The organism is Pelistega suis (assembly GCF_013133795.1).
Classification (GTDB): domain Bacteria; phylum Pseudomonadota; class Gammaproteobacteria; order Burkholderiales; family Burkholderiaceae_B; genus Taylorella; species Taylorella suis.
Genome location: NZ_JABGBN010000001.1, coordinates 538019 through 564802, shown reverse-complemented (window position 1 = coordinate 564802; position 26784 = coordinate 538019). Strand labels below are relative to the sequence as shown.

21 protein-coding genes are annotated in these 26784 nt (G+C 42.6%); 7 read left to right on the top strand and 14 right to left on the bottom strand.

Annotation, left to right across the window (positions count from 1 at the left end; all coding sequences use genetic code 11):
• Nucleotides 1-73: 73 nt before the first annotated feature.
• A complete protein-coding gene (locus tag HKX39_RS02645) occupies nucleotides 74-535 on the bottom strand; it encodes a hypothetical protein (protein ID WP_171679750.1) in 462 nt (153 codons plus the stop codon).
• Nucleotides 536-898: 363 nt separating this feature from the next.
• On the opposite strand from HKX39_RS02645, the gene HKX39_RS02640 reads away from it, so the two are divergent.
• On the top strand, nucleotides 899-1945 hold the full coding sequence (locus HKX39_RS02640) for a quinone-dependent dihydroorotate dehydrogenase (RefSeq protein ID WP_171679749.1): 1047 nt from the start codon (nucleotides 899-901) through the stop codon (nucleotides 1943-1945).
• A gap of 149 nt (nucleotides 1946-2094) precedes the next feature.
• On the opposite strand, the gene HKX39_RS02635 is transcribed toward HKX39_RS02640, so the two are convergent.
• The 5 genes from HKX39_RS02635 to HKX39_RS02615 all read right to left on the bottom strand — a co-directional run bounded on the left by HKX39_RS02635 (nucleotide 2095) and on the right by HKX39_RS02615 (nucleotide 9273).
• Entirely contained in the window at nucleotides 2095-3933 is a 1839-nt protein-coding gene (locus HKX39_RS02635; RefSeq protein WP_171679748.1) for an ABC transporter ATP-binding protein, read from the bottom strand.
• A 69-nt stretch (nucleotides 3934-4002) separates the two neighbouring features.
• Nucleotides 4003-4875, bottom strand: a complete 873-nt coding sequence (accD, locus tag HKX39_RS02630; protein ID WP_171679747.1) for an acetyl-CoA carboxylase, carboxyltransferase subunit beta — start codon at nucleotides 4873-4875, stop codon at nucleotides 4003-4005.
• A 9-nt stretch (nucleotides 4876-4884) separates the two neighbouring features.
• Entirely contained in the window at nucleotides 4885-5709 is an 825-nt protein-coding gene (trpA, locus tag HKX39_RS02625) for a tryptophan synthase subunit alpha (protein ID WP_171679746.1), read from the bottom strand.
• A gap of 9 nt (nucleotides 5710-5718) precedes the next feature.
• Entirely contained in the window at nucleotides 5719-6918 is a 1200-nt protein-coding gene (gene trpB / locus HKX39_RS02620; RefSeq protein WP_171679745.1) for a tryptophan synthase subunit beta, read from the bottom strand.
• Nucleotides 6919-6966: 48 nt separating this feature from the next.
• The gene (locus HKX39_RS02615; protein ID WP_171679744.1) at nucleotides 6967-9273 is read right to left on the bottom strand and encodes a RelA/SpoT family protein; all 2307 of its coding nucleotides are present in this window, start codon (nucleotides 9271-9273) and stop codon (nucleotides 6967-6969) included.
• Between the two features lie 66 nt (nucleotides 9274-9339).
• Between HKX39_RS02615 and HKX39_RS02610 the strand changes: the two genes are divergently transcribed.
• Nucleotides 9340-9834: a flavodoxin family protein gene (locus HKX39_RS02610; protein ID WP_171679743.1), complete on the top strand. Its 495-nt coding sequence runs from the start codon at nucleotides 9340-9342 to the stop codon at nucleotides 9832-9834.
• A gap of 17 nt (nucleotides 9835-9851) precedes the next feature.
• On the opposite strand, the gene ligA is transcribed toward HKX39_RS02610, so the two are convergent.
• The 3 genes from ligA to smc are packed head-to-tail and all read right to left on the bottom strand — an operon-like array spanning nucleotide 9852 to nucleotide 16501.
• Nucleotides 9852-11903, bottom strand: coding sequence for an NAD-dependent DNA ligase LigA (gene ligA / locus HKX39_RS02605; RefSeq protein ID WP_171679742.1), 2052 nt, complete (start codon nucleotides 11901-11903; stop codon nucleotides 9852-9854).
• Between the two features lie 11 nt (nucleotides 11904-11914).
• Nucleotides 11915-12955: a cell division protein ZipA C-terminal FtsZ-binding domain-containing protein gene (locus HKX39_RS02600; protein WP_171679741.1), complete on the bottom strand. Its 1041-nt coding sequence runs from the start codon at nucleotides 12953-12955 to the stop codon at nucleotides 11915-11917.
• Between the two features lie 18 nt (nucleotides 12956-12973).
• Nucleotides 12974-16501, bottom strand: a complete 3528-nt coding sequence (gene smc / locus HKX39_RS02595) for a chromosome segregation protein SMC (protein ID WP_171679740.1) — start codon at nucleotides 16499-16501, stop codon at nucleotides 12974-12976.
• Nucleotides 16502-16692: 191 nt separating this feature from the next.
• Between smc and lplT the strand changes: the two genes are divergently transcribed.
• On the top strand, nucleotides 16693-18003 hold the full coding sequence (gene lplT, locus HKX39_RS02590; protein WP_171679739.1) for a lysophospholipid transporter LplT: 1311 nt from the start codon (nucleotides 16693-16695) through the stop codon (nucleotides 18001-18003).
• Nucleotides 18004-18100: 97 nt separating this feature from the next.
• Here lplT and HKX39_RS02585 read toward each other — a convergent pair whose 3' ends face one another.
• Together HKX39_RS02585 and tsaB are read right to left on the bottom strand one after the other, a co-directional pair.
• Nucleotides 18101-19006, bottom strand: a complete 906-nt coding sequence (locus HKX39_RS02585; protein WP_171679738.1) for a uracil-DNA glycosylase — start codon at nucleotides 19004-19006, stop codon at nucleotides 18101-18103.
• Nucleotides 19007-19011: 5 nt separating this feature from the next.
• Nucleotides 19012-20322: a tRNA (adenosine(37)-N6)-threonylcarbamoyltransferase complex dimerization subunit type 1 TsaB gene (gene tsaB, locus HKX39_RS02580; RefSeq protein WP_171679737.1), complete on the bottom strand. Its 1311-nt coding sequence runs from the start codon at nucleotides 20320-20322 to the stop codon at nucleotides 19012-19014.
• Nucleotides 20323-20529: 207 nt separating this feature from the next.
• Between tsaB and ompR the strand changes: the two genes are divergently transcribed.
• From ompR to HKX39_RS02560, 4 genes are all read left to right on the top strand, one after another.
• Nucleotides 20530-21270: an osmolarity response regulator transcription factor OmpR gene (gene ompR, locus HKX39_RS02575; RefSeq protein WP_171679736.1), complete on the top strand. Its 741-nt coding sequence runs from the start codon at nucleotides 20530-20532 to the stop codon at nucleotides 21268-21270.
• A gap of 56 nt (nucleotides 21271-21326) precedes the next feature.
• Nucleotides 21327-22694, top strand: a complete 1368-nt coding sequence (locus HKX39_RS02570) for an ATP-binding protein (protein ID WP_171679735.1) — start codon at nucleotides 21327-21329, stop codon at nucleotides 22692-22694.
• A gap of 75 nt (nucleotides 22695-22769) precedes the next feature.
• The gene (locus HKX39_RS02565) at nucleotides 22770-23318 is read left to right on the top strand and encodes a peroxiredoxin (protein WP_171679734.1); all 549 of its coding nucleotides are present in this window, start codon (nucleotides 22770-22772) and stop codon (nucleotides 23316-23318) included.
• 152 nt (nucleotides 23319-23470) lie between these two features.
• On the top strand, nucleotides 23471-23989 hold the full coding sequence (locus HKX39_RS02560) for a carboxymuconolactone decarboxylase family protein (protein ID WP_171679733.1): 519 nt from the start codon (nucleotides 23471-23473) through the stop codon (nucleotides 23987-23989).
• Between the two features lie 127 nt (nucleotides 23990-24116).
• On the opposite strand, the gene HKX39_RS02555 is transcribed toward HKX39_RS02560, so the two are convergent.
• The 3 genes from HKX39_RS02555 to ispD are packed head-to-tail and all read right to left on the bottom strand — an operon-like array spanning nucleotide 24117 to nucleotide 26109.
• Nucleotides 24117-24923 (bottom strand): glycosyltransferase family 2 protein, encoded by an 807-nt coding sequence (locus tag HKX39_RS02555; protein ID WP_171679732.1) that lies wholly within the window; start codon nucleotides 24921-24923, stop codon nucleotides 24117-24119.
• A 2-nt stretch (nucleotides 24924-24925) separates the two neighbouring features.
• Entirely contained in the window at nucleotides 24926-25408 is a 483-nt protein-coding gene (gene ispF / locus HKX39_RS02550; protein WP_171679731.1) for a 2-C-methyl-D-erythritol 2,4-cyclodiphosphate synthase, read from the bottom strand.
• A complete protein-coding gene (ispD, locus tag HKX39_RS02545; protein WP_171679730.1) occupies nucleotides 25405-26109 on the bottom strand; it encodes a 2-C-methyl-D-erythritol 4-phosphate cytidylyltransferase in 705 nt (234 codons plus the stop codon). Before ispD ends, ispF begins: the two co-directional genes overlap by 4 nt.
• Between the last annotated feature and the right edge of the window lie 675 nt (nucleotides 26110-26784).

Sequence of the window (26784 nt, the reverse complement as noted above, 5' to 3'; positions counted from 1 at the left end):
TCGTTACAGCCATTTTGGGCGTAAAGGGTGAGTTTTGGCGGTTGATGGGCGAAAATCATTTTGGCAAAAGCTATTATTTCACATCATTTTTGCCAATTGTAAATTCACCAATCAGCTTTCGCTCAGGCATTAGATAATAACGATAAACTTGTTCTACGCCCCCGTTAATCATTGTTAATGCGGTTGGTGTTCTCTTGATTTCATTGATGCGAAACTGCTTACCTGATTGCAGATGAGCCTTAATTTGGCTGTCGGTACTATGTCTTACTTTACCGCCACATTGGTCATCGAATAATAAATTATCAAAAATAACTTGATTGTCTGATTTGCTGATTTGCATTTTGGTGCATTGATCAATCATTTTATTATGATATTGGCTCGTAGCTTGTGCATATAATAAATCCGCCAATTCATTGGGTGTTTTCCCTTCTACAATACGAATAAAATCTGAATTGACTTGTGTGTTTAGTTGTGGAGTTGATTGGCAAGCAGTTAATGCCAATAATAATGGCAAAATTAAAGTGGCTTTATTCATACATTTTCTCCGATTAAAAACTAATTACTGGCACTCACTGTTGCACCACCGATCACATCAAAAAATAGCAAAATCCTTGCCTTGATTGGCAATATTGCCCATGTTAGCATAACCAAAAAAATGGTTCAAATACGCCCATTATTTAGCCAAACTAGGCAAAAACGATGAAAACCGCTTTATTGATCATTGATGTTCAAAACGAATATCTTGCGTCCGCAGGCGGCAAATTTGACCAATTTAATGTGGATAGCATTGAATAGTTACAAGAATTGGCAGAAAAATTATTCATTTAACAACAATACCCACCTGTTTAGATTTATCTTTTAAAATAATGGACACTACGTAACAACATAAATCATCGCTATGTTCAATCTACTCAATCCCTATAAACTTGCGCGTTCTGTCTTATTTTCTATGGATGCCGAAAAAGCGCATCATCTCACGCTACAACGACTAAAAGAACACTATCAAAATCCCCTTTTACGTCCTTTTATCGCCAATCAGATAGCTCCTCTCCCTACAAAAATCATGGGACTGACGGTCAAAAACCCTGTGGGTTTAGCGGCGGGACTCGATAAAAATGGGGAATTTATTGATGCACTATCAAGTCTGGGATTTGGTTTTATTGAGGTGGGTACGGTCACGCCGAGAGCACAAGCAGGTAATCCACAACCACGTATGTTCCGCATCCCTGAAAAATCCTGCCTCATTAATCGCATGGGTTTTAATAATGAGGGTTTAGATACGTTTCTTCGCAATGTACAACAAAGCCAATATCGCCAACAAGGGGGCATTTTAGGTTTAAACTTGGGTAAAAATGCGGATACTCCTATCGAATGCGCGAGTGAAGATTATCTTATTGGATTAAAAGGTGTGTATCCTCACGCTGATTACATCACCATTAACATTTCTTCCCCTAACACAAAAAATCTACGTGCCTTACAAGGTGAAGATGAATTAAGTCAGCTACTACGTCAATTACAAGAAACACGTCTTGCATTGGCAGATCAATATCAACGCTATGTCCCTATCGCTGTCAAAATTGCTCCGGATATGGACGAGGATCAAGTCATCTCTATTGCGCACTTACTCACCTTACACAAAATGGATGGCGTGATTGCTACCAACACCACGCTTTCTCGTGATGCGGTTAAAGGTCTCCCTAATGCCGAAGAAACAGGCGGTCTCTCAGGCCCTCCCGTACACGAACTTTCTCTCAAGGTTATCCGTAAACTTCGTCAAGAGCTAGGCAATGATTTTTCTATTATCGGGGTTGGAGGGATTAGTTCAGGGCAACAAGCGATTGAAAAAATCCAAGCAGGTGCTAATGCTATTCAACTCTATACCGGTCTTGTTTATCAAGGTCCTAAGCTGGTCAAAGAATGTGTGGAAGCCCTTCGTACACGCTAATTCATCAGCGAATATAGATAACACTTTCATGGTATAAGCAGCACTTTAAAACTGACATATCTCGCTTTTTTGCACTGCTCGCCATAAATAAAGAGCCCCCATAAGTTGAATAGCACTTATAGGGGCTCTTCTAAACTGAGAATAGCCTATCAATCCATCGGCAAGAAACCACCACTTTGATGTGACCACAACTTCGCATAAACACCATTCAATGCTAATAACTCTTGATGAGTCCCCTGCTCAACAATACGCCCTTTGTCCATTACAATTAAACGATCCATCGCTGCAATGGTTGATAAGCGATGTGCAATCGCAATCACAGTTTTGTTGTCCATTAATTGGCTAAGACTTTCTTGAATCGCCATTTCTACTTCGGAATCTAAAGCGCTCGTTGCTTCATCCAAAATAAGGATAGGTGCATCTTTTAGCATGACACGTGCAATCGCGATACGTTGTCGTTGTCCACCAGAAAGTTTAACACCTCGCTCACCCACATAGGCATCATAGCCAGAACGACCTTTGGCATCACGCAACTGCGGAATAAAATCAGCGGCTTGTGCACGTCGGGCAGCCTCCATCATTTCGGCTTCTGTCGCTTCAATACATCCATATTTAATATTGTCTCGAACCGAACGATGCAACAAAGAAGTATCTTGCGTGACTAATCCAATTTGACGGCGTAAGCTCTCTTGCTGGACGGTTTTAATATCCTGACCGTCAATAAGAATCTCACCACTATCAATATCATAAAACCGTAATAAGAGATTCATTAAAGTCGATTTACCCGCCCCACTACGTCCGACTAAACCTACTTTTTCACCCGGTTTAATCGTCAAGTTGAAGTCTTGCAATAACTGTTTATTTTCTCCATAAGAGAAATTCACCTGATTGAACTGAATCTCACCACGCTTAACAGTCAATGGTAAGGCATTAACTTGGTCTAATACTTTATGCGGTTTACTCAAGGTATTCATACCGTCTTGCACCGTACCGACATTTTCAAATAAACGCGCAGATTCCCACATCATCCAATGCGATAGACCCAATACCCGTAATGCCATAGAAACCGCTGCAGCAATCGCACCAACACTCACGGTATCTTGCATCCATAACCAAACGCCCAAACCGGCTGTACTGACTAATAAGAACATATTCATGCACTTATTGACAATTTGTAATAAAGTCACTAATCGCATTTGACGATGGACGGTTACCATAAACTCTTCCATTGCCTCTTTAGCATAAATCGTCTCTCGATTATCATAAGAGAACAACTTCACCGTCTGGATATTGGCATAGGCATCCGTAATTCGCCCTGTCATTGAACTACGTGCATCGGCTTGTAGACGTGACGACTCCGCTAATCGTGGAATAAACCAGCGTAGAGAAGTTAAAAACATCAAAATCCATACAAAAAAGGGCAACATCAACCAGCCATCAAATTGAAATAGGATAATCCCCATCGTCACGAAATACACAATGACATAGACCAGCATATCGGTAAAAGTCATAATGACATCTCGCACAGCTAAGGCTGTCTGCATCACCTTAGTAGACACTCTACCAGCAAACTCATCTTGATAAAATGCAAGGCTCTGCCCTAACATCAGTCGGTGATAATTCCAGCGCAAGCGCATGGGAAATACCCCTTGCAAGCTTTGAAAACGAATACTACACTCTAGTCCCACCCATAATGGAAAACCAAGTAACAACGCTCCCATTAGCATTAAGGAAGTCGACTTCTCCGCCCATAACTGTTGAGGTGTATATTGCCCTAACCAATCGACTAAAGAACCTACAAACTTAAATAAAATAGCCTCAAAAGCACCAATCCCTGCTGTCAAAACTACCAAGGCAATTAAGTATCCTTTTAATCCCTCCATCCCCGACCAGATAAAAGGAATCAACCCTTTCTTTGGCGGTACGGGGGGGCTATCAGGATAAGGGTTAATACGGTTTTCAAACCATTGAAAAATTGCTTTAAACATAAAACTTCCATAAAAGACAAAAGTCGGATGTGCCCATCCGACTCTCACCCTTTTTATCATTAATGCTTGTTAGGCTGCATCTACTGCTTCTGCTGATTGACGCATTAATAAAGTGACGATACGGACAATCTCATTTTTCATGTCTTTGCGATTAACGACCATATCTACCGCACCCTTGTCTAATAAAAACTCAGCGCGCTGGAAACCCTCTGGGAGTTGTTCACGTACAGTTTGCTCAATCACACGCGGACCTGCGAAACCGATAAGTGCCTTAGGCTCGGCAATCACCACATCACCCATAAAGGCAAAGCTAGCAGAAACGCCGCCCATCGTCGGATCGGTCAATACGCTGATAAACGGTAAACCATTTTCAGAAAGACGTGTCAGCATGGCATTGGTTTTAGCCATTTGCATCAAAGAGAATAGGCTCTCCTGCATACGTGCACCACCTGAGGCTGCTACGCAGATAAATGGTGCACGACTCTCAATCGCCGCTTGCACTCCTCGAACAAAACGTTCACCGACCACAGAACCCATTGAGCCACCCATAAAGTTAAACTCAAACGCGGCTACCACTGCAGGGACAGAAGCCATCGTGCCTTTTACGACAACTAATGCATCGGTTTCATCTGTCGCTTTCATTGCTTCACTAATACGCTCTGGGTATTTGCGAGAGTCTTTGAACTTTAATGGGTCAGTTGAACGAACATTAGCACCAATCTCTACACGACCGTCTGCGTCTAATAAGGAGTTAATACGCTCACGTGCGCTAATGCGTAAGTGATGATCACACTTAGGGCAAACATGTAGGTTTTTTGCCAAATCTTCTTGATAAAGCGCTGTTTCGCACGAAGGACACTTTACCCAAAGACCTTCAGGAACTCGACGATTACTGCTTTCTGATTTTTTAATGCGTGGTAATACTTTATCTAACCAACTCATTGTCATTCCTTATTTATTTTTTAATGCTTGTGCAATACCACCAATCCACTCACCTGCGGCTTGTGCCACCTCCGGAGCAAGACCTGTAGGCTTAGCACCATTTAATGCTTTGTACATTGTATCAACTAATTTACTACCAATAACAACCGCATCGGCTACTGAACCAATTTTTTGTGCGCTTTCTGCATCTGAAATGCCAAAACCTACACCTACTGGGATACTCACGTATTGTTTGATTTTCTTCACGCGTTCTTGAACTTCAGCAATATTTAAACTCGCTGAACCTGTCACACCACGTAAAGAGACATAATAGAGATAACCACTGGCTACTTTAGCCACCTGTTGAATACGCGCATCCGTCGATGTTGGTGCTAGTAAAAAGATAGGATCAATCCCTTTTGCTTTTAGCATATCGCCAAAATCATCGTATTCTTCTGGAGGATAATCCACAATTAAAACACCATCGACACCTACCTCGGCTGCCGCCTGTGCAAATTCAGCACGTCCCATCGCCTCAATCGGATTAGCATATCCCATTAACACAATCGGTGTGTCAGTGTTTGTTTGACGAAACTGCGCCACAATCGCTAACACTTTTTTTAAGGTCATACCCGCTGCAATAGCACGTTCACTCGCGTATTGAATCACAGGACCATCTGCCATAGGATCAGAAAAAGGCATACCCAATTCAATCACATCTGAGCCATTTTCAACCAGAGCATGCATAACAGCTAATGTTGTTTCTGCGTTAGGGTCACCTGCGCAAATATAAGGGATTAAGGCCGCACGACCTGCTGCTTTCGCAAACGCTTTATCAATTCTAGAGCTTGCCATACGACTTCCTTATAATGCTAAATCTAAATGTTGTGCCACCGTATGCATATCTTTGTCACCACGACCTGACACATTCACTAAAATAATTTTATCTTTGGCCAAACTAGGGGCTAATTTAGCCGCATAAGCCAACGCATGAGATGACTCTAATGCAGGAATAATACCCTCAAGACGACAACAGTCTTGGAAAGCTTGTAATGCTTCATCATCATTGATGACCTCATAACTTGCTCGTCCAGTATCATGCAACCATGCATGTTCAGGTCCTACACCTGGATAGTCCAAACCTGCTGAAATAGAATGTGTTTCTTGGACTTGACCATCGGCGTCCTGCATCACATAAGTACGATTACCATGTAAGACACCGACTTGACCTGCATTAATAGAGGCAGAATGACGTGGAGTATCAATACCCTCACCGCCCGCTTCTACACCACATAACTTCACATCAGCTTGTGGGATATAAGGATAAAAAATACCCATCGCATTAGAGCCACCGCCTACGGCAGCGACGACATAATCAGGCTGACGACCTACGAACTCTTGCATCTGGGCGATACATTCTTGACCAATCACTTGTTGGAAATCACGTACCATCATTGGGTATGGGTGAGGTCCTGCCACCGTACCAATAATGTAGAACGTATTATCAACATTAGCCACCCAGTCACGCATGGCATCGTTTAACGCGTCTTTTAGTGTCTTGGATCCAGATTCCACAGGCACAACTTTGGCGCCTAATAACTTCATACGGTGGACATTGGCTGCTTGACGACGCACATCCTCTGCCCCCATATACACAACACACTCTAAACCATAACGAGCCGCTACAGTTGCCGTCGCTACACCATGCATGCCTGCACCTGTTTCCGCAATGATTCGCGTTTTACCCATGCGGCGAGCCAAGAGAATTTGACCGATACAGTTATTAATTTTATGGGCACCCGTATGATTTAAATCTTCACGTTTAAACCAAATTTGTGCACCACCCAATTCCTCTGACCAACGCTTAGCATGGTAAATCGGGCTAGGTCGACCGACAAAATGCTTTAATTCGTAATGAAATTCTGCTAAAAAATCCGGATCATTTTTATACTTATCATAAGCATCTTTTAACTGCGTAATGGCATGCATTAATGTCTCTGCGACAAAAAGACCGCCATATTGAGCAAAATGCCCTTTTTCATCTGGTAAATTAACCGTTTCCAAGATGACTCCACATAATGATTAAAAACTATTTGGCTATTATAGCCTTAATTAGACACGTCTAGCATCTAGCACGCCCTGAACTTCGCGAATCGACGCTAAAGCTTTATTCAATTGCTCACCGTCACGAATTTCTACCGTAAAGTTCAAATAAGCGTTGGACTCTTTACTCTGTGTATTAACACCCACCACGTTTAATTTCATCTTAGCAAATGTTTCCGAAATATCTCGTAGCAATCCATTGCGATCTACCGAGGTAATAAAGATATTTACTGGGTAAACGGTTTCGTCAGTTTCCCCCCAATTTACTTCAATAATACGATCGGGTTCTTTTTGTTGAAGTACTTTAAAGGATGGACAATTAATACGGTGAATGGACACCCCTCGACCTCTTGTGACAAATCCACCAATTTTATCAGGGGGTGCTGGATGACAACAACGCGCCAATTGCGTCATCAATGAATCCACACCCACCACTAATACACCACTTTTACCGGTAATCGTCGCACTTGTCGCCGCACTTTGACGAGGTAAAAAGGTTTTCTCCTCCGGTTCTGGCTCTTGCTCAATAAAAGCATTGGCAATCTGGCGCAAGCTGAACTCATCTTTAGCCACCGCAACATAAAGGTCTTCTGGCTGTGCAAAACCTAGCTTACTGGCCAAATGCTCCAAATTCACAGACGTTTTACCTAAGCGCTGTAACTCTTTTTCAACTTGCTCTTGACCTGCATTAATACGAATTTGTAATTCAATCGCATTAAACCATAGTCGTACTTTTGCTTTAGCTCTCGGGCTACGCAAATAAGCTAATTGAGGATTTAACCAATCCCGCGATGGTCCGCCAGATTTTGCCGCAATAATCTCCACCGTTTGTCCTGTTTTTAACGGGGTGTTTAACGAAACCAACTGCCCGTCTACTTTGGCTCCGCGACAACGATGCCCCAAATCGGTATGCAATAAATAAGCAAAATCGACTGGGGTACTACCTTCTGGCAGCTCCAATAAGCGTGCTTGCGGTGTCATCACATAGATACGATCAGGCTTACCTTGCGCTGGTTTTGTTTGAATTAGCTTTTCTTTTTCTTTTTGAAGCGCATCTTTTTTACGCTCAATATCCGCAATCGGTACAGTTTGATTTTTCTCTGCTTGTTCGGTAATCCCCACCTCTTTGCGCCACGATAATAGCTGACGCATCCATGAGATTTGACGGTCATATAAACTAGAAGCACTCACAGAGCCACCTTTAGCACCCGCCTCCTTATAGCGCCAATGTGCTGCCATACCATACTCGGCAAATTGATGCATTTGTTTGGTACGAATTTGCACCTCAAAAATATGCCCTGCTTCGTCCTTAACAACAGTATGCAACGAACGATAACCATTAGGCTTAGGTCGTGCGATATAATCGTCGAACTCCTCCATCACGGGCGTCCAATGTGAATGCACCATCGATAAAGCGGTATAACAATCGCGTTCATTATTAACAATGATACGAATCGCTAATAAATCATAAAGATCCTCAAAAGCCAAGGACTTATTCCGCATTTTGTTATAGATGCTATAGATATGTTTAGCTCGCCCTGCTGTATCTGCCTTGATATGTTGTTCTTCTAGCGCCTTGCGAAGCGTATCAAGGAAATTATTGACCAATTCCTCTCGCTGCTTACGCGTTGCCTCTAACTTAACCGCAATTTCGCGATAAACATCGGGTTTTAAAAAACGCAATGAAAGATCTTCCATCTCCCACTTAATCTGCCAAATCCCTAAGCGATTTGCTAAGGGAGCATAAATATTACTCGTTTGTGATGCCAATTCTGCCGGACAAGGCAATTTACTCTCTGCATACCACCGTAAGGTCTGCAATCGTGCCGCGAGACGAATCAGTACAATTCGCAAGTCCGCTGCCATCGCCAACAGCATTTTACGTAGCATTTCTTGTTGTAGTTTTTCTTGTTCTGCAGAGGGTTGATGCGCCAAAAAGGCAACCGTACCAATGCGAATTAATGCTTGTGCCCCTTCGACCAACTCAAAAAGCTCCGCACCAAAATCATCCATCACCTTGGTCTTAAATTGGCTATCCTCAAGCGTGGAGTCTTCACCCAATGTCAAGGTAATGGTCGACAATAAGGCAGCTGCCATCGTCGTTGCATCCATCTCTAAAAGAGAAAGTACTCTCAAGGTACCTTTAACATGATGAATAGCTGGCTCTTGTGTAAATAATTCCTTATTTTTTAGATAGGGTTCGACCCATGCCAACACTCGATTAAGAAACGCCTGATCTTTTTCACTCAAGTCACCAAAAACCTCGTTTTTCCAAGCTTGGTCAAATTCACTAGGGGTTAAATCGGTACTTTCCATACGCTATGTATTTATTCGAGACGATGATTGTGTCATTATATCGTGTATTGCATAGGATATTAAGTCATGAAAACCCTGTTAATTGTCTATCACTCGCGAACGCATACTGCCCGTTTAGCTGCACTTATGGCAAAAAAGGGAGCAGATAGCATCAAAAAAAGTTTAGCCGTTGAGCATCAAATTTTGTTAAAACAAGCACCAGAAGTCACTTTGGAGGATTTACTCAATGCGGATAGTTATCTTTTTTGTGCACCCGAAAATCTCGGGACACTTAGTGGAGCAATGAAAGAATGCTTAGATACTTATTACTATGATGTATTAGGGAAACTTGAAGGTCGTCCATTTAGTGCCATTATTGGTGCAGGCACAGACGGTTCTGGTGCATTACGCCAGCTACGTACTATTTGCACCGGATGGCGTCTAAATGAAGTCGTGCCCAGTAAGATTTTATTGACACAGGCAGATACACCAGAAACGATTCAAGCTCCGAAAGTGCTAACAAAAGAGCAAGAGGAGCAAGCATGGGAAATAGGTGCCACACTCTTTGCTCTGATGGCGTAAACCTCGTTAGTAACTATTTAAAGCGATGACATGCCTAAAAGTTGGCGTAACTGCTCTTCATCAATAACGCTTACGCCTAACGCTGTCGCTTTTTCTAATTTAGAACCTGCATCAGCACCCGCCACAACATAATCTGTCTTCTTGGATACCGAACCACTTACCTTACCTCCTGCTTGCATAATATAGGCGGCCGCCTCATCACGCTTCCAAACCGGTAAAGTTCCTGTGAGTACGAAAGTTTTGCCAGCGATTTCAGTATTAGTGACTGAGGCTACCACGGCAGCCGTTTCAACTTGCAAACCTGTTGCCAATAAGTCTTGAATCACTGCTTGATTATGTGGCTCAGCAAAGAAACGCACAATGGATTGGGCAACCACTGGCCCTACATCGTTCACCATCAGCAATTGTTCTACTGTCGCTTTTTCTAAGTGTTCAATATGGCCAAAATGGGCAGCCAAATCACGGGCGGTTGCCTCACCCACATGACGAATACCCAATGAATAAATTAATCGAGCAAGACTTGTTTGTTTACTTACCTCAATCGCTGATATGAGATTCTCCGCCGATTTCCGCCCCATTCTATCCAAGCCTATCAGCTTTTCAACCGTCAGTTTATACACGTCCGCAATAGAATGGACAAATCCTACATCGACTAATTGCTCAACGAGTTTTTCACCTAAACCATCGATATTCAATGCTTTACGACTAACCGCATGAATAATACTCTGTTTACGTTGTGCTTCACAAAATAAGCCTCCCGTACAACGAAGCACGGCTTCATCAGGTAGGCGTTCTACGGCAGAATGACAAACAGGACATTCTTCCGGCATACGGAATACCAGTGCAGTCGCTGGGCGTAATTCTGGCAAAGCACGCACCACTTCAGGAATCACATCCCCCGCACGACGCACAATCACCGTATCACCGATACGTACATCTTTACGTCTGATTTCGTCTTCATTATGCAACGTCGCATTGGTAATTGTCACACCACCAACAAATACAGGTTTCAACCGAGCAACTGGCGTTAATGCACCTGTACGCCCCACCTGAATATCAATATCCACTACGGTTGTTTGTTCTTCTTCTGCCGGGAATTTGTGCGCTACAGCAAAACGTGGTGCGCGTGAGACAAAACCCAAGGCTTGTTGTTGGACAAGCTTATTGACTTTATAGACTACTCCATCAATATCAAAAGGCAAAGTCGCACGTTGTTCAGCTACTTGCTGGAAAAAATGATATAAGCCATTTGCACCTCGCACAACAGCACGCTCTTTTGCTACCACAAAACCTGCTTGTGCTAAATAATCTAAACGTGTCGCATGCGTATCACCAATCGCAAAGGTCTGATGTTCAGCAAACACAATTTCACCCCAACCATATGCGAAAAAGCGTAAAGGACGTTGCGCAGTAAGACGAGGGTCTAATTGACGCAGACTACCTGCTGCTGCATTACGTGGATTGACAAAGGTTTTTTCGCCCCGCTTAGCTTGGCGTTCGTTCAGGGCTAAGAAATCCTGACGATTCATCAGCACCTCACCACGCACTTCTAAGACGGCAGGGTATGGTGCATTTAGACGTAATGGTACAGAGGGCATCGTACGAATATTCGCTGTTACATCCTCGCCAACCTGACCGTCACCTCGCGTTGCTGCATGAATCAAGACACCATTCTCATAGCGTAAGCTCATGGCTAAGCCATCAAACTTTAATTCACAGTTATACTCGACAGCTTGTCCTGGCATTAATAAACCCGCCTCAGCTAAACCGTCAGCAACACGCTTATCAAATGCATATAATTCTTGCTCAGAAAAAACATTGCCCAAAGACAACATCGCCTGGGCATGACGTATAGAAGCAAATGCGCTTAGCGGCTCTCCCCCTACTCGCTGCGTTGGCGAATCTGGGGTAATAAATTCAGGATGCTGTTCTTCTAGTGCTTGTAATTCACGCATTAAACCATCGTATTCATTATCTGAAATCGTTGGTTCATCTTTGACGTAATAAGCATAATCGTGACGACGAATCTCATCACGTAAAGCTTCTAAACGTGATTTAACTTCTAACATAATAAGTGTAATTAACTAAATAAACGAGCAGCACGCTCTGAACCCGCCACAAAACCCTCATTTTCTAGATTTTGATAAACTTGAGCAAGTTGCTCATCAATAAGAGGAATAACGGCATTATCCAGTTTTAATGGTTTACCTTCTTCGTCTATGACTTCTGCATTTAAGGCTTTTGCCAGTTCGTGTGCATGTTGAACAAGGTGGCTAAATGGCTTATCAATAATTTGGCTATTAGGCACATCAATCAATAGTTCCACAAACTCAACACCTGCTGAACGGACTTCTGAACTTAACTCACCACCCAATAATAACAAGAACAAAGGCTTACCATTTTCATGTAAGCGCACATGTCCTGCGCCATACTCGCTATAACCTAGACGCTGAGCAATCGTTAAAATCGCTTTAACTGGTTGTGTGCCCTCAAGCTGTAATTTGACACTTAGCTGCGCTTCTAAACTAGCACATAACTCATCTAATTCTGCCGCACGATTTAATACAGACTCTTTGTTTGGTAAATCAATCGTACCATCAAAGGCTTGGGCAATATTATCCGCATACACAACCGCACGATCCCATTCTTCTACACGCAATGGACCACTACGATTGGCTAATAGTACTGCCATTTGTACTGAGCTATAACTCTCTAATGGCTGAATACGTGCACGGTGGTAGCCATCTGAAGTTTCTGCAAAATAACGAATAGTCTTCTGTCCTGTTGTACGTAAAGGCTGTAAATGACTAATTAATTGAGAACCTAAAACTGGCATCACAAACTGAATATCAAACACCGCCTCGCATAAAGCATCTGGAGCATCCTCATCATGCTCTTGCGATAAAGAAGGCTCACCATTTTGAATGGCAAAAATAGGTTCTTTTATTTCAGAACCTGGATTAATAGCATGTAAACCATTTAGCAGGGGATCATGTTCGGAGGCAGGAAATTGCTCTTTAATGCGTTGCTGTGCTTTTTTCTCTTGCCACCAGTTATAGGCAACAACACCTAACACAGCTAATACTCCAAAGATTACGATACTAATTTGTAGACTTGACATATTTTTCCTAAATACCTATTACGCATCACCCATTAGTTTAACAGCAGAATCAATATCTACTGCCACAATTCGAGACACCCCTTGCTCTTGCATGGTAACCCCAACTAATTGTTTTGCCATTTGCATTGCAATTTTATTATGAGAAATAAATAAAAACTGTGTTTGGTCGCTCATACTCGAAACTAAATTCGCATATCGCTCGGTATTAGCATCATCCAATGGTGCATCCACTTCGTCTAATAGGCAGAATGGTGCTGGATTTAACTTAAATAAGGCGAACACTAATGCTGTCGCTGTGAGGGCTTTTTCTCCACCCGATAATAAATGAATCGTACTGTTGCGTTTACCCGGTGGTTGTGCCATGACCTGCACACCTGCATCTAAAATTTCATCACCCGTCATCCGCAATTTCGCTTCACCACCACCAAATAAGCGGGGGAACATTTCACCAAAATGCGCATTGACCTTATCAAAAGTATCTTGCAATAACTCTCGTGTTTCGCGATCAATCTTACGAATAGCCTCTTCTAAGGTATGAATGGCCTCACTTAAATCACGATGTTGATTATCCAAGAATTCTTTCCGTGTTTTGGCCTCATTAAGCTCATCTAACGCTGCTAAATTGACAGGACCCAATGCCTCTATCTGGCGAGAAATACGCTGAACTTCGCTCTGCAACCAAGTTACTTTCTGCCAATTCTCACCTAACTCACGCATTTCTGCACGTAAGGCATCACGGTCAACCTCTTGTAGATTTAATTGCTCAGAGAATTGTTCCACAGCTAAACGAGCGGCTTGAGCATCCAACTGTAATTGCATAATTTTAGCGCGACGTGGCTCTAGAGAGTGCTCAATACTCAAACGACGCTCATCACTTTCTCTTAGACTTGCCTCAAGATTATCCAAATGAATACGAGCTTCATTTAAGGCCGCTTGCTTTTCTGCTTGTACTTGTAAAGCGTCTTCTAAACCGCTACGTGTCGCCTCTTCATCAAACTCAAAGAGTTCTGCATTTAGATTTTCTAATTCAAATTTAGCCTGATCTGCTTGGCTTTTTGACAATTGACGATTACGCTTTAACTCCTCAAGACGAGATTGCAACCCACGCTGACTAAAGCCAACTTCTTGTACCTGACGTTCTGCCTCACGAATCTGTTCTTTTAAAGACTCTGCTTGACCGTCAATATCCTCACCTTGCATTTGTGCTTCTGCGTAACGTGTTTGCTCATCACCTAAACGCATATCAAGTTGTTCAAACTTTTCTTCGCACTCAGCGAGCATGATATTTAATTCTTCTATCTGTGCTTGGGTATCCGCTAAATCTTCATTCAAGCGTTTAGTCAAGGTATTGGATTGCTCCACACGACTTTGCATCTGTGTATACGCCAATTGAACATCATGTGCACGACGTGTTGTATCGGATACCTGTTGGCGTGCTGGGGCTAACATTGACACAATATGTTGATACGCTTGCTCTGCACGCACCACTTCGTCAATGGATTGATCGGCTTTTAATTGGGCGGCACGAATTTCTTTTTGCAGATTCTCGATTTCTTGCTGACGCGCCAACATTCCAGCTTGCTCTGAATCTGCTGCATAGAAATATACCCCATAAGCATCTACCATATGCCCTTGCTTAACAACAAAATGGGTGCCCTCTTTCAGTTGGTTGCGCATTTTAACGGCAGTTTGTAAGTCTTCGACAATATAAACACCGTCTAACCATTGTGCTAATAAAGACTTTAAGTCTGGATCATTTACTCGCACCAAACTCAATAAAGAAGTCAATCCTACGGGTGTCGCTGGTAGAGGCACTGCACTTGGTTTACTATAAAAGGCTAAGCGTGCTGGCGGAGCATCATAAGCAAACCCTGCCACCATCTCTAATTGATGTACCTGCAAAGCCGTCATACGCTCACGTAATACCGACTCTAACGCTGTTTCCCAACCCTGCTCAACATGAATAGACTGCCATAATCGCGAAAAACGATTAAGATCATGCTTTTGCAACCAAGGCTCTAAAGCACCCTTTGACTGCACATCTTCTTGCAAAGCTACCAATGCACTTAATCGAGCCTCTAATTTACTTAAGTGTTGAGACTCTTCTTGTGAACGTACTTGTGCTGCACGACGAAGCTCTTCTGCGCCCGGCAACTTTTCTTCAATTTCTAATAAGCGCTCTTGTGCAACGGCGACATTTTCTTGAGCCACTTCACGTTCTTCTGCTAATTGATTCAAACGCTCCGTATCTGGTGCATCTAACTCTCGTTTTTCTTTTTCTAAGCGCTCTTTACGCACTTCTAAAGATTGCAATTGACGATTAGCCTCTTGCTGTTGTTGCCCAAGCAACGCCAAATTCTGTTCAATCGCTGATAAAGCAATTCGCATCTGCTCGCGTTCTTGTGCTGCAGCTTTTAATTGAGTTTCTAAATCAGGCAACTGGGTACGTAATTCTTCTTCTCGTAATTTAGCCTCCTCTAGACGCTCAACACCCATGGCTAATTCTTCTTCGACAAGAACAATCTGCTCTTCGCAATGCTTAAATTGTTCTAACCACTCTTCTATCTTTTCATTAAGTTGCGTGCGACGAGCTCCTAAGCGTTGTCGAGAATCCACCACATGTCGAATCTCTGCTTCTAAACGACTGACTTGGGTATTGGCTTCATAAAAATGTGTCTGTGCTTTATGTACAAGGTCACTCGCTTGATAATGTGCTTGCCGGCGAGATTCTACTTCGTTCTCAATAGCACGTAACTCAGCTGTAGAGCCTTCTAACTCCGTTTGGGCCGCTTCAATTTCTGCATTTTTACGTTGCTGCTCTTGTAACGCATTTTCCTCACGGTTTAACCAGAGCGCAAATTGTTTTTTATCACCTTCTGCTTGCAAACTACGATAACGTGTCGCTACCTCCGCTTGACTTTCTAATTTGCTAAGTTGCTTTTCTAATTCACTTTGAATGTCTTCGACACGCAAAAGATTCTCTCTTGTATCGGAAAGACGATTTTCTGTCTCTCGACGACGCTCTTTATAACGAGAGACACCCGCAGCTTCCTCCAGATAGACACGCAATTCCTCAGGCTTTGCCTCAATCAAACGATTAATCATCCCTTGACCAATAATCGCATAACCTCTCGCACCAAGACCAGTCCCCAAGAAAATATCATGAACATCTCGACGACGGACTTGTTGATTATTAATAAAGTAACTACTTGTCCCGTCTCTTGTTAAAACACGACGGACGGCAATTTCCGCATAGACACTCCATTGTCCAACGGCACGGCCTTCGGAATTATCAAAAACCAACTCAACGGCTGCACGACCCGCTGGCTTACGTGTACCAGAACCGTTAAAAATAACGTCCTGCATTGACTCACCACGAAGCTCTGATGCCTTGGTCTCACCCAATACCCATCGCACCGCATCAATAATATTAGACTTACCACAACCGTTGGGACCCACAACCCCTACCAACTGACTCGGTACTGGGATAACCGTTGAGTCTACAAATGATTTGAAGCCAGATAATTTAATTTGAGTTAAACGCACAATAAACCATCAAAACAGAACAAGAATTCAACAAACCGTTAGAAACTAATTACTAAGCAATCTAAAAAACAATATAATAACCTAGCTTATCAAAGAATAAGGTTAAGAAAAGTCACCTTCACCAACAAATTTTATATTCTGTCAGGTGACTCACGATATGCATATCAATTTGCTACCAAGATGAGGATGTTTTGAAAAAAGGTTTTTTTACAGTTATGACTGCACAAGCATTATCGTCGCTTGCCGATAATGCTCTGTTCATCGCCGCTATTGCTTTAATTCATCAACTCTCAGGTCCTGACTGGTTAGACTCACTACTTAAGTGGGCATTTGCCGCATCCTATGTTATTTTGGCTGCCTTTGTGGGGGCTATTGCTGACTCTTTCCCCAAAGGTCGAGTGATGTTTGTCACCAACTCAATCAAAATTACCGGTTGCCTCTTGATGTTTATATCGGGGATATTTGCCAATGATAACCCCCAATTACAAACCTATATTATCTGTATTGCCTATGGTCTTGTAGGTATTGGTGCTGCTGCCTATTCACCTGCTAAATACGGTATTGTGACCGAGTTACTCCCTCCCAAAGACTTAGTCAAAGGCAATAGTTGGATTGAAGGATTGACCGTCCTCTCTATTATTTTTGGTTTTGTTTTAGGCGGCATCTTAATTAATCAAAACGTAATCAATTGGTTTTTACAATTTGATGCCTTCCAGCCTTTCAAAGAAACACCCGCAGAAATCGCCATTATCATTATTGGTTTTATTTACCTTGCGGCGGCTGTTTGCAACTTACTCATTCCTAAAACACACTTTGTTTATCCCAAACAAGCAACTAATCCTGTAAAACTCGTCCGCGTATTCTCTAAATATGTGATGATTTTGTGGCGTGATAAGGTCGGACAAATCTCTTTAGCTGTTACCACTTTATTCTGGGGCGCTGGTGCTGTTATCCAACTGGTGGTACTCAAATGGGGAACGGATCACCTAGGTCTTGATGTATCGTCATCTGCTTATTTAATGGGTGTTGCTGCCATCGGGACAATTATCGGTGCTGTGCTTGCTGGACGTATTCCGCTTGAAAAAGCCCTTTCTGTTCTGCCTGTCGGTGTTGCGATGGGACTTTGTGTCATGTTAATGGTGGTTGTTAAAGAACCTTGGGCAGTGTACTCTGTATTAATTCTGGTGGGTGGTTTATCTGGATTCTTTGTGGTACCCATGAATGCCCTACTACAACACCGTGGTCATGTGCTACTCTCAGCTGGACACTCAATTGCTGTGCAGAATTTTAATGAACAATTAAATATTCTTTTAATGGTCGCCTTATACGGCTTACTGGTCCATCTCGACCTACACATTAATACTATCATTATCATCTTTGGTGTGAGTGTGGCTGTGCTAATGTTTGTCGTGATTTTATTGTGCAAACACAATGAGAAAAAATATCCTCAAGCTTTTGAGGAAATTGGCGATACTAGCCACGGCAAGGCACAACACGTCTAAAATACAAAAAGCTACTTATACTCTTCATTAGGTTATAAGTAGCTTTTTATCCCGTATTTTTTAAATTTAACACCATCTCACATCAGAAAATTAAATCCTACTCACTCAAATATGCATTAATTTTCTGTACATCTTCCCACATATCCGCTTTTAATCCCTGATGAATCAGCAACAAACTCGGATGATGGCTCACCACCACAGGAATTTGAATATCATCACTCAGCGGATAAAACCACTCTTGACCTCGTAAGACATCCATACTCCCATTCTCTTGTTTCAAAATCGGTTGCGCCGCTCTTGCCCCCAATAACCAAATGCACTTTGGCTTAAGCAATGCAATTTGTGCTTGTAAATAAGGTAAAGCTTGCTCATATTGACTAGGCAATGTTTCGTCTCGAAGATGTATTTTTAATAGGCTAGTTATCGCAACATCCTCTTTGCTAATCCCTAGTGGTGCCAAGATATTCGCAAGCAATACGCCTGTCTCACCAGAAAAAACAGTCCCCTCAACATAATCATCTGCGCCGGGCATTTCTTCTATAATCAATAAATCAAGCGGCGATTTACCCTCCTGTCCAATCAAGACCTCTTTCTCATCATTCACCCATTGCCACTGCTTGTATTGGTGACGTATTTCTATTTCCAAGTCTGTCCAGTTCTGCGCATGAACCACCGGAATTGAGGTAACTTCAGATTGAGCACGACGCTGACGATTTCGTTGTTTTTGAAATCCTTGATAAATCTCTTGGATAGCTTGTTCTTGCTTGCGGCTAACACGACCTGCTTTTGTCTTGCCCTCTGGAGAGCTACGCTTAATTAAAGCAACAGCATTATTATTAGAGGATGACGCACTATCCTCTTGAACGACTTGAAAGGAGGGCTCTGAGGCTGACTGAGCTATCTCTGGTTCGTAAGGCACTAAGGCCTGCCCCCAAAGCATGGAGATACCCAATTCTTTTAACCATAATGTTTGTACTTCTGAAAGAGGAATTTGCGGTGTCATTACCTCTATGCTCCTTTATTCAGACTAACATCTTTTTGTAATACCAAGGCATCCTCTCTACCACCGTCAGTTTCATAATACGCTTTGCGAACACCAATTTGCTCATAGCCCAGTTTGCTATATAGAGAACGGGCTTTTTCGTTAGAAACACGAACTTCCAGTAGTTGCACATAAGGACCTTGTGAACGACCCATAATAAACAGCTCTAGCCATCGTAGCAATAGTTCACCAAAACCCTGACCTTGTAGACTTGGTGCTACCGCAATAGTCATCAAATTCACCACATCTGGTTCTACCAACTGTACGGCATAAGCAAGAATATTGTCTTGCTCATCTACAAGTGCCCAATTATGATAGTGGATATGCATTAGGGCCGCAAAAAACATCCCCTCTGTCCAAGGCGTGTGATGCGCAACATTCTCAATCGCTATAACTGCAGGCAAATCACTATTGCGCAACGGTCGAATCCATAACGACCTCTCAAGCAATTGAGTCGCCAATGTATTTTGTGCTACTTCAAGAGGATTTAATATCGGTAAAGCAATCTTTGGATTCCCCCCTAGTCCTGACTCCCGTTCAACGGTGGTAAAAGCCACTTTATCTCGTAAATACAAGGGTGCTAACGCCTCCAAAGACGCTCCCCCCTCTTTCTGGAACTTTTTATAAGCTATACTGACTAAAGTATCAGCATGAGCCCAAGCTGTCTCACCAACCACCCACTGTGTATTTGGTAAGACAAAATCTTCTGGATAGGCACTCAATGCATTACCCGCTATACAATACTGCGCTGTTGATAAAGACTGACCCGATACTAAACACCATCTAGGCAATTGTTCTTGCACCCACGCCATCACATCTTGTGATTGCATTAATACAGGTGATAATACAGGAATAGACTTCAATTCACTATTTTTTACTTGATAAACAGCAAGATACACCTCTTGCATGCGGGCATCCAAGGCGACAACGATAAAACCATTATCAATATAAGCTTGTGATAAAACCGCACTCGCCTCCAAAGAACTCACTGGCACAACAGGAATCTGTAAACCTAATGCTAAACCCTGAGCTAGACCGCAAGCCACTCGCAACCCAGTAAATCCACCCGGTCCCTGAGAAAAAGCAACGCCATGAATATCTGTTTTGGTCAATTTTGCATCGGCTAATAGAGTGTCTAATAACGGTAAAACTTGCTCTGCATTTTTACCTTCATTAGTTGAAATTTGAAGTTTTACTGTCTGCACACCTGAATTATCCTGCAAAAGCGCTACGCTCGCTCCATTAGACGCATTTTCAATTGCAATAAAATTGACCATATTACACTCTTCACACAATTTAATCTGTGCCTATTTTAACAAGACTGAGTAGCTGCACATCTATTCTTATCCTAAAATGTCAGATAATTACTTCTTTTAATTTTTTTGCATATTGCAACAAAATAATTCTTTTTTTCTGATAACATTGTTAGTTGTTACATATTATTTAAAATAATCGTTTTAGCCCTTAAAGGAATGCCTACTACTATGCAAACAACAGGTGCTGCTTTACCGCGCAAAATTCTTGTTATCGACGATGACCCTCGTCTTCGTGATTTGCTACGTCGCTATCTCTCAGAGCAAGGATTCACGGTGCACGTTGCTGAAGATGGCAAAGAGATGGTGAAAGCCACTCAGCGCGAAAATTTTGATTTATATATTCTTGACTTGATGCTTCCCGGTGAAGACGGTCTTTCTATCTGTCGTCGTATTCGTGGTGCTAATGATATGACGCCTGTGATTATGCTGACAGCAAAATCAGAGGATATTGATCGTATTCTCGGTCTCGAAATGGGTGCAGATGACTACCTCACGAAGCCATTTAATCCTCGTGAACTACTCGCACGTATCAATGCTATTTTACGTCGTCGTCAAGTTGAAGAACATCCTGGTGCGCCAAGCCATGAGACTGAATTAATTAATTTTGGGCCTTATACCCTTAACTTATCGACTCGTACGCTCACTAAAAAGGGAGAGATTATTCCTATTACAACGGGTGAATTCTCTGTTCTTAAAGTCTTTGCTCGTAACCCTCGTGAGCCCATGTCGCGCGACAAGCTCATGGAGCTTGCACGTGGCCGTGAATACGAAGCATTTGACCGTAGTTTAGACGTTCAAATTTCACGTTTACGCAAATTATTAGAACCTAATCCTGCTAAGCCTATCTACATTCAAACAGTATGGGGCTTGGGTTATGTGTTTGTTCCTGATGCAGACGCTGGACAATAATTTTGCGGATAAATCGACTCTCAGTGAAAAAACTCTTGACGCCTTTTAGAGATTTAATGAGTCGGTTGAGGCTGGGTGTATTTGGTAGAGCCTTTTTAACATTATTCGCTCTACTGGTCGTCAGCCTCTCAGCTTTCGTTTTTGCCTTCTTATTTGCGCAACTAGAGCCTAGAGCAACTCAAATCGCTGAACGCGCAATTACGGCTTATCACATCACCCAACGTGCATTTCGCTTCGCTCCTCTCGAAACACATCCTGCTCTTATTCTTGAATTAGCCTCAATCGGTGATACCCAAGCCTATCCAAAAGAATCTGGTGATAATTACAAACCCTTACCTGATGACACCTTTTGGAACCTTGTTTCTAGCAAAGTCAGGGGAACCTTATTGCATGACCCAGATTTAATTATTGCTAGCTCAGTTAACAATGTAGAAGGTATTTGGTTAAGCCTCCGAACCCTCAATAATCAAGAGTACTGGCTCATGATTCGGAATCCACCCATTTTTACAGATATTAAAAGCGAATGGATTTATTGGAGCCTTATCATTCTGGCACTCTCTGTGCTTGGCTCTAGTATTGCCGCCTTTCTTGCAAATAAACCACTAGGACAACTTTCTCAAACAGTTCACACATTATCACGCGGAGAAAAGCCAGTTCCCCTACCTGAAGACTCTGGTCCACAAGAGCTAAGAACGCTCTTTCGTGATATTAATACCATGGTATCTGATCGCTTACAATTAGACAGTGACCGTCAAGTGATGCTAGCGGGTATTTCTCATGATTTGCGCACACCACTTGCTCGTATGCGCTTAGAACTAGAAATGTCGAATATTCCTGAAGAGTCCATGCAAGCCATCGATCAGGATTTAGAACAAGTCAATCACTGTATCAATCAAATCTTGGAATACTCTCGCCCGACTGCAGAAAAAGCCTCCTTAATCAATATCAGTACAACATTAGAAAATCTCTGCCGTTTGGAGTCTGCTTATACCGCTGAACTTAATGGCAAGTTACGCTATCATATAGAAAACAATCTGTTTGCTCGTATTGTTGAAGGCAATTTAAAACGTGTCGTTGGCAATCTTATTGAAAATGCTCGTCGTTACGGCAAAAATGAAAATGAGCAAATTGAAATAGATCTAAAAGCTTATCGTCACCATGGCAATATCTATATTGATGTTAGTGATTACGGTAAAGGTGTCAACGAAGAGGATATTCCTCGTATTATGCGCCCATTCTCTCGCGGTGAACAAGCTCGAACCGGTGTGAGTGGCTCAGGATTAGGTTTAGCTATTTGTGAGCGTTTACTTAAACCAGTAGGTGCTCGCCTCAAGCTTTTACCTAATAAGCCTAGAGGTTTATTGTGTAGGATAGAAATTTCCTTATATGACAATAAAAATATTCAATTAGACGAAAAAATTTAATAGTTTTAGAATATCGTTATGGTTTAGTTAAGTCATAACGACTTATCCCCTTAGTTAACTTAAAAGGACTTAAAGATGAAAACAGTTGGTGAAAAATTAGAAGCGTTTAAAGTAGTTGGTGTTAAACCTGGTTTCAACAACCACGAAGAAAACGGTGTATCAGCTTTCGAAGACATCACAGAAAGCTCATTCCCAGGCAAATGGAAAGTTATTTACTTTTATCCAAAAGATTTCACTTTTGTTTGCCCAACAGAAATCGTTGGTTTCAACAACTTAGCTAAAGACTTCGAAGACCGCGAAGCTGTACTATTAGGCGGTTCAGTAGATAATGAGTTTTGTAAATTAGCATGGCGTCGTGACCACAAAGACTTAGATCGTTTAGGTCACTACCAATTTGCAGATACAACAGGTTCTTTAATCGACCAATTAGGTGTACGTGAAAAGGCAGCTGGTGTTGCTCTACGTGCGACATTTATCGTTGACCCAGATAACGTTATCCAACACGTTTCTGTAAACAACTTAAACGTTGGTCGTAACCCAGAAGAAATCTTACGTATTTTAGATGGTCTACAAACTGACGAATTATGCCCATGCAACCGTGCAGCTGGTGGTGCAACTTTATAATTGTTTGATTGACAAACATATAGCACAACAAAAGCACTATTTCTTAAGATAGTGCTGAGTGGCTCAGCTATATGCTGGGCCATTTTTGTATCTAATGGTTATTGGGCTCCCCCTTATCCTATTAATCACAAAACATCTCTAGGAAATATATTATGGAATTTTTATCTGTTATTAAAAATGAAATCCCTGACTGGGCAAAAGATATTCGTTTAAATTTAGATGGCACGATTGCTCGCTCTTCTTTATCTGCAGCGGATGCAGTGGGTGTCGCTTTAGCTGCTGCTTATGCTGCAAAAAGCACATTCTTAATTGAGCAATTTAAATCTGGTCTAAGCGAAGAAGATGTCAATGGCGTTTTAACTGCCGCTGCTTTAATGGGTATGAACAACGTGTATTACCCATATACTGAAATGGCGGGGGATGACCAATTACGTACATTGCCAGCAAAGCTACGTATGAATGCATATGCCACTCATGGTGGTGTTGATAAAGCACGTTTTGAGATTTTTGGTTTAGCGGCATCTATCGTAGGGAAATGTCATTTCTGCGTAAAATCTCACTATGACAACGCCAAAGCTGCTGGTTTAACTATCGAACAATTGCAAGACGTCGGTCGTATTGCTTCTGTCGTTAATGCCGCAGCACAAGTGCTCGCTGCTCAAGGTAAATAATGGTTGATGTAGCGCCTCATTAACGTTACATTGATAACAACACGCCCTCACTGCACAGGTATTTTGCTCTGCGGTGAAGGGCGTTTTTTATGGCCCTCAGTATGCACTGACTCAATAAGCCTGTTTTTTAAGACCTTTCTGGATAAAATGGCATAATACCAGCTTTTTCAATATTCAAAACTGCTTGAAGTCCTTGAAGTCTTTTCACAATAGAAGCCGTTACCTCTTCTGCTGCCGCTAAGTCCTCTGCACTAACCCGTTTTTCTTCTTTACCAAATAAGGCCGTGTCTAATAAGTGCCAAGCATGCGCTTTGGGGTGACAAAGATGTTTAACGCCTGGTTCATGCTCACCAAATAAAGTTCCCACCACGGTACAACGCGTAAAGGCAATACCCAATGCACCGTCCTCTCCACCAAGACGACGAAATAGCTCATGCTGTGGGAACCCCCCTGCTGCCATAAAAGCATTACGACGAAAAACCATATTCCCTCCTACCGTCATTTCTAAGGTTTGCCAAATTCGAGGGAATCCTTGATGATACTGATAATGACTAGGTAAACTCACAGGACGTAGCTTTAAACGCACTAAACTGATATACAAATATTGCTGAAAAATCATGTAAGCCGCACTCAATGCACCTGTCTCATACTCATCATCGGCATCTAAAAAAGCAATCAGGTCAGCATCACTTTGCATAGCCCCCCAATTACGAGCACGTGCAGCTCCCCCATTCACAGGCATTGATAAGACTTTTACCCGGACATCTTGTTGCGCTAATTGTTTCATTAGCAAAAGGCTGCTATCGGTGGAACCATCATCTACCACAATAATATGACGAACCTCTGCTTGTTGTAAGGCACTTTGCACAGCACGTTCTAACATTTCTTCATCGTTGTAGCAAGGAATCACCACATCCAGAATAAGATTACTCATCTCTATTTACTCAGTAATACAACCACAGTAGCAGCAATCCCTTCCTTACGACCTAAGAAACCTAAATACTCATTTGTCTTACCTTTCACATTCACACAATCTTCAGCAATTTGTAAATCAGCCGCGATATTACTTACCATCGCTGGTGCATAAGGCATAATCTTGGGGGCTTGTGCATGAATAGTCGCATCCACATTTACTACGCACCACCCTGCAGACTTCACTTTATCAAAAGCCGCTCTAAGCAATACTCGACTATCTGCACCTTTATATTGAGGGTCGGTATCTGGGAATAACCGTCCAATATCCCCCATACCTGCTGCACCTAACACAGCATCTGTAATAGCATGCAGTAAAGCGTCTGCGTCTGAATGTCCTTGTAAGCCATGAGTATGCGGAATCGCTACTCCCCCTAAAATTAATGGGCGCCCTTCTACCAAAGCATGAACATCAAATCCTTGTCCTACACGAAAACTCGGCATCATAAAAAATACTCCACTAATTCAAAATCTTCTGGCCATGTCACCTTTATGTTCTTCCAATGCCCTTTCACTAATAAACATGACTCCCCTACAAACTCGATAGCACTTGCCTCATCTGTTACAACAAAACCTGCTTGCAAGGCTTGCTGTAAAGCATTTTCTAATTGTGCTTTTTTAAATAATTGTGGTGTTTGTGCCAACCACAATCCTTGTCTATCAATGGTTCGCTCTATGACTGGTAAAGTTTGATGAGATCGCTGGCGTTTGACTGTATCGCTCACAGGCAAAGCAAGAATCCCCCCCGAATCAGCCTGAATACATTGCTGTATCAATGCATCCAAATTAGCAAAAGGCAATCCCGGTCTCGCCCCGTCATGCACCATCACCCAAGCATTATCATCTAAATCACTCGCTATAAGTGTATTTAATACCGTATCTGCCCGTGTTGCACCACCTGTCCGAGAAACGATACATTGTGGGGGTAGACTTAATGTTTCTATCCAATCATCTTTATCTGCCACACCAATCACAACGGATGTCATCATAGGATGTGCTAATAAAGCATCCACGGTATGCAGCAACATCGCCTTATCTTTAATTAAACGATATTGTTTTGGAATAGCCATACCATTCCAACTTGCTTTTGCTCGTTCACCCACGCCGCCTGCTGGAATAATCGCGGTAATCTGTGGCATTGTTTGCATAGCTCTAAGGTTCTAAAGTAAAAGTTTATTGTAGCAGACTTATAGGTGGCAATAATCGCTCTCATCGTAGACAACTCACGCTCTTGCTGTATATCGCCCTCACTGCGGAACGTGTAGCGAACCTTGTTGCCATTAGCATTGGCTGTCCGCCCACACTGCAGACAGTTCACTCTTGCTTCGGAAAGTGCTTCGCCGTTTCCAATATCGCTACGAGTGAATGTCTCTCCGTGTGGTCTTGTGCTCATTGGCACAGCAATCTTAACTCAAGCACTCAAGGTTTGCGGAGACGTTTCGATGCACAAAGCGAGTTAGGCGAGCGGCAGCGAGGCTCTGTTCGAGCGACTGCGCGAAACGTGCAGCGAATCTTGTTGCTATTAGTGTTTTGCTGTCCGCCCACACTGCAGACAGTTCACTCTTGCTCCGGAAAGTGCTTCGCCGTTTCCAATGTCGCTACGAGTGAATGTCTCTCCGTGTGGTCTTGTGCTCATTGGCACAGCAATCTTAACTCAAGCACTCAAGGTTTGCGGAGACGTTTCGATGCACAAAGCGAGTTAGGCGAGCGGCAGCGAGGCTCTGTTCGAGCGACTGCGCGAAACGTGCAGCGAACCTTGTTGCCATTAGCATTGGCTGTCAAAACTGAGCACGTACTCTTTTGTTATCATTTACAATAACCCT

Bases quoted from the DNA above. Each gene is read 5' to 3' on its own strand.
- HKX39_RS02645 (WP_171679750.1), bottom strand. From the start codon at position 535: ATGAATAAAGCCACTTTAATTTTGCCATTATTATTGGCATTAACTGCT.
- HKX39_RS02640 (WP_171679749.1), top strand. From the start codon at position 899: ATGTTCAATCTACTCAATCCCTATAAACTTGCGCGTTCTGTCTTATTT.
- HKX39_RS02635 (WP_171679748.1), bottom strand. From the start codon at position 3,933: ATGTTTAAAGCAATTTTTCAATGGTTTGAAAACCGTATTAACCCTTAT.
- accD (WP_171679747.1), bottom strand. From the start codon at position 4,875: ATGAGTTGGTTAGATAAAGTATTACCACGCATTAAAAAATCAGAAAGC.
- trpA (WP_171679746.1), bottom strand. From the start codon at position 5,709: ATGGCAAGCTCTAGAATTGATAAAGCGTTTGCGAAAGCAGCAGGTCGT.
- HKX39_RS02615 (WP_171679744.1), bottom strand. From the start codon at position 9,273: ATGGAAAGTACCGATTTAACCCCTAGTGAATTTGACCAAGCTTGGAAA.
- HKX39_RS02610 (WP_171679743.1), top strand. From the start codon at position 9,340: ATGAAAACCCTGTTAATTGTCTATCACTCGCGAACGCATACTGCCCGT.
- ligA (WP_171679742.1), bottom strand. From the start codon at position 11,903: ATGTTAGAAGTTAAATCACGTTTAGAAGCTTTACGTGATGAGATTCGT.
- HKX39_RS02600 (WP_171679741.1), bottom strand. From the start codon at position 12,955: ATGTCAAGTCTACAAATTAGTATCGTAATCTTTGGAGTATTAGCTGTG.
- HKX39_RS02585 (WP_171679738.1), bottom strand. From the start codon at position 19,006: ATGACACCGCAAATTCCTCTTTCAGAAGTACAAACATTATGGTTAAAA.
- tsaB (WP_171679737.1), bottom strand. From the start codon at position 20,322: ATGGTCAATTTTATTGCAATTGAAAATGCGTCTAATGGAGCGAGCGTA.
- ompR (WP_171679736.1), top strand. From the start codon at position 20,530: ATGCAAACAACAGGTGCTGCTTTACCGCGCAAAATTCTTGTTATCGAC.
- HKX39_RS02570 (WP_171679735.1), top strand. From the start codon at position 21,327: ATGAGTCGGTTGAGGCTGGGTGTATTTGGTAGAGCCTTTTTAACATTA.
- HKX39_RS02565 (WP_171679734.1), top strand. From the start codon at position 22,770: ATGAAAACAGTTGGTGAAAAATTAGAAGCGTTTAAAGTAGTTGGTGTT.
- HKX39_RS02560 (WP_171679733.1), top strand. From the start codon at position 23,471: ATGGAATTTTTATCTGTTATTAAAAATGAAATCCCTGACTGGGCAAAA.
- HKX39_RS02555 (WP_171679732.1), bottom strand. From the start codon at position 24,923: ATGAGTAATCTTATTCTGGATGTGGTGATTCCTTGCTACAACGATGAA.
- ispF (WP_171679731.1), bottom strand. From the start codon at position 25,408: ATGATGCCGAGTTTTCGTGTAGGACAAGGATTTGATGTTCATGCTTTG.
- ispD (WP_171679730.1), bottom strand. From the start codon at position 26,109: ATGCAAACAATGCCACAGATTACCGCGATTATTCCAGCAGGCGGCGTG.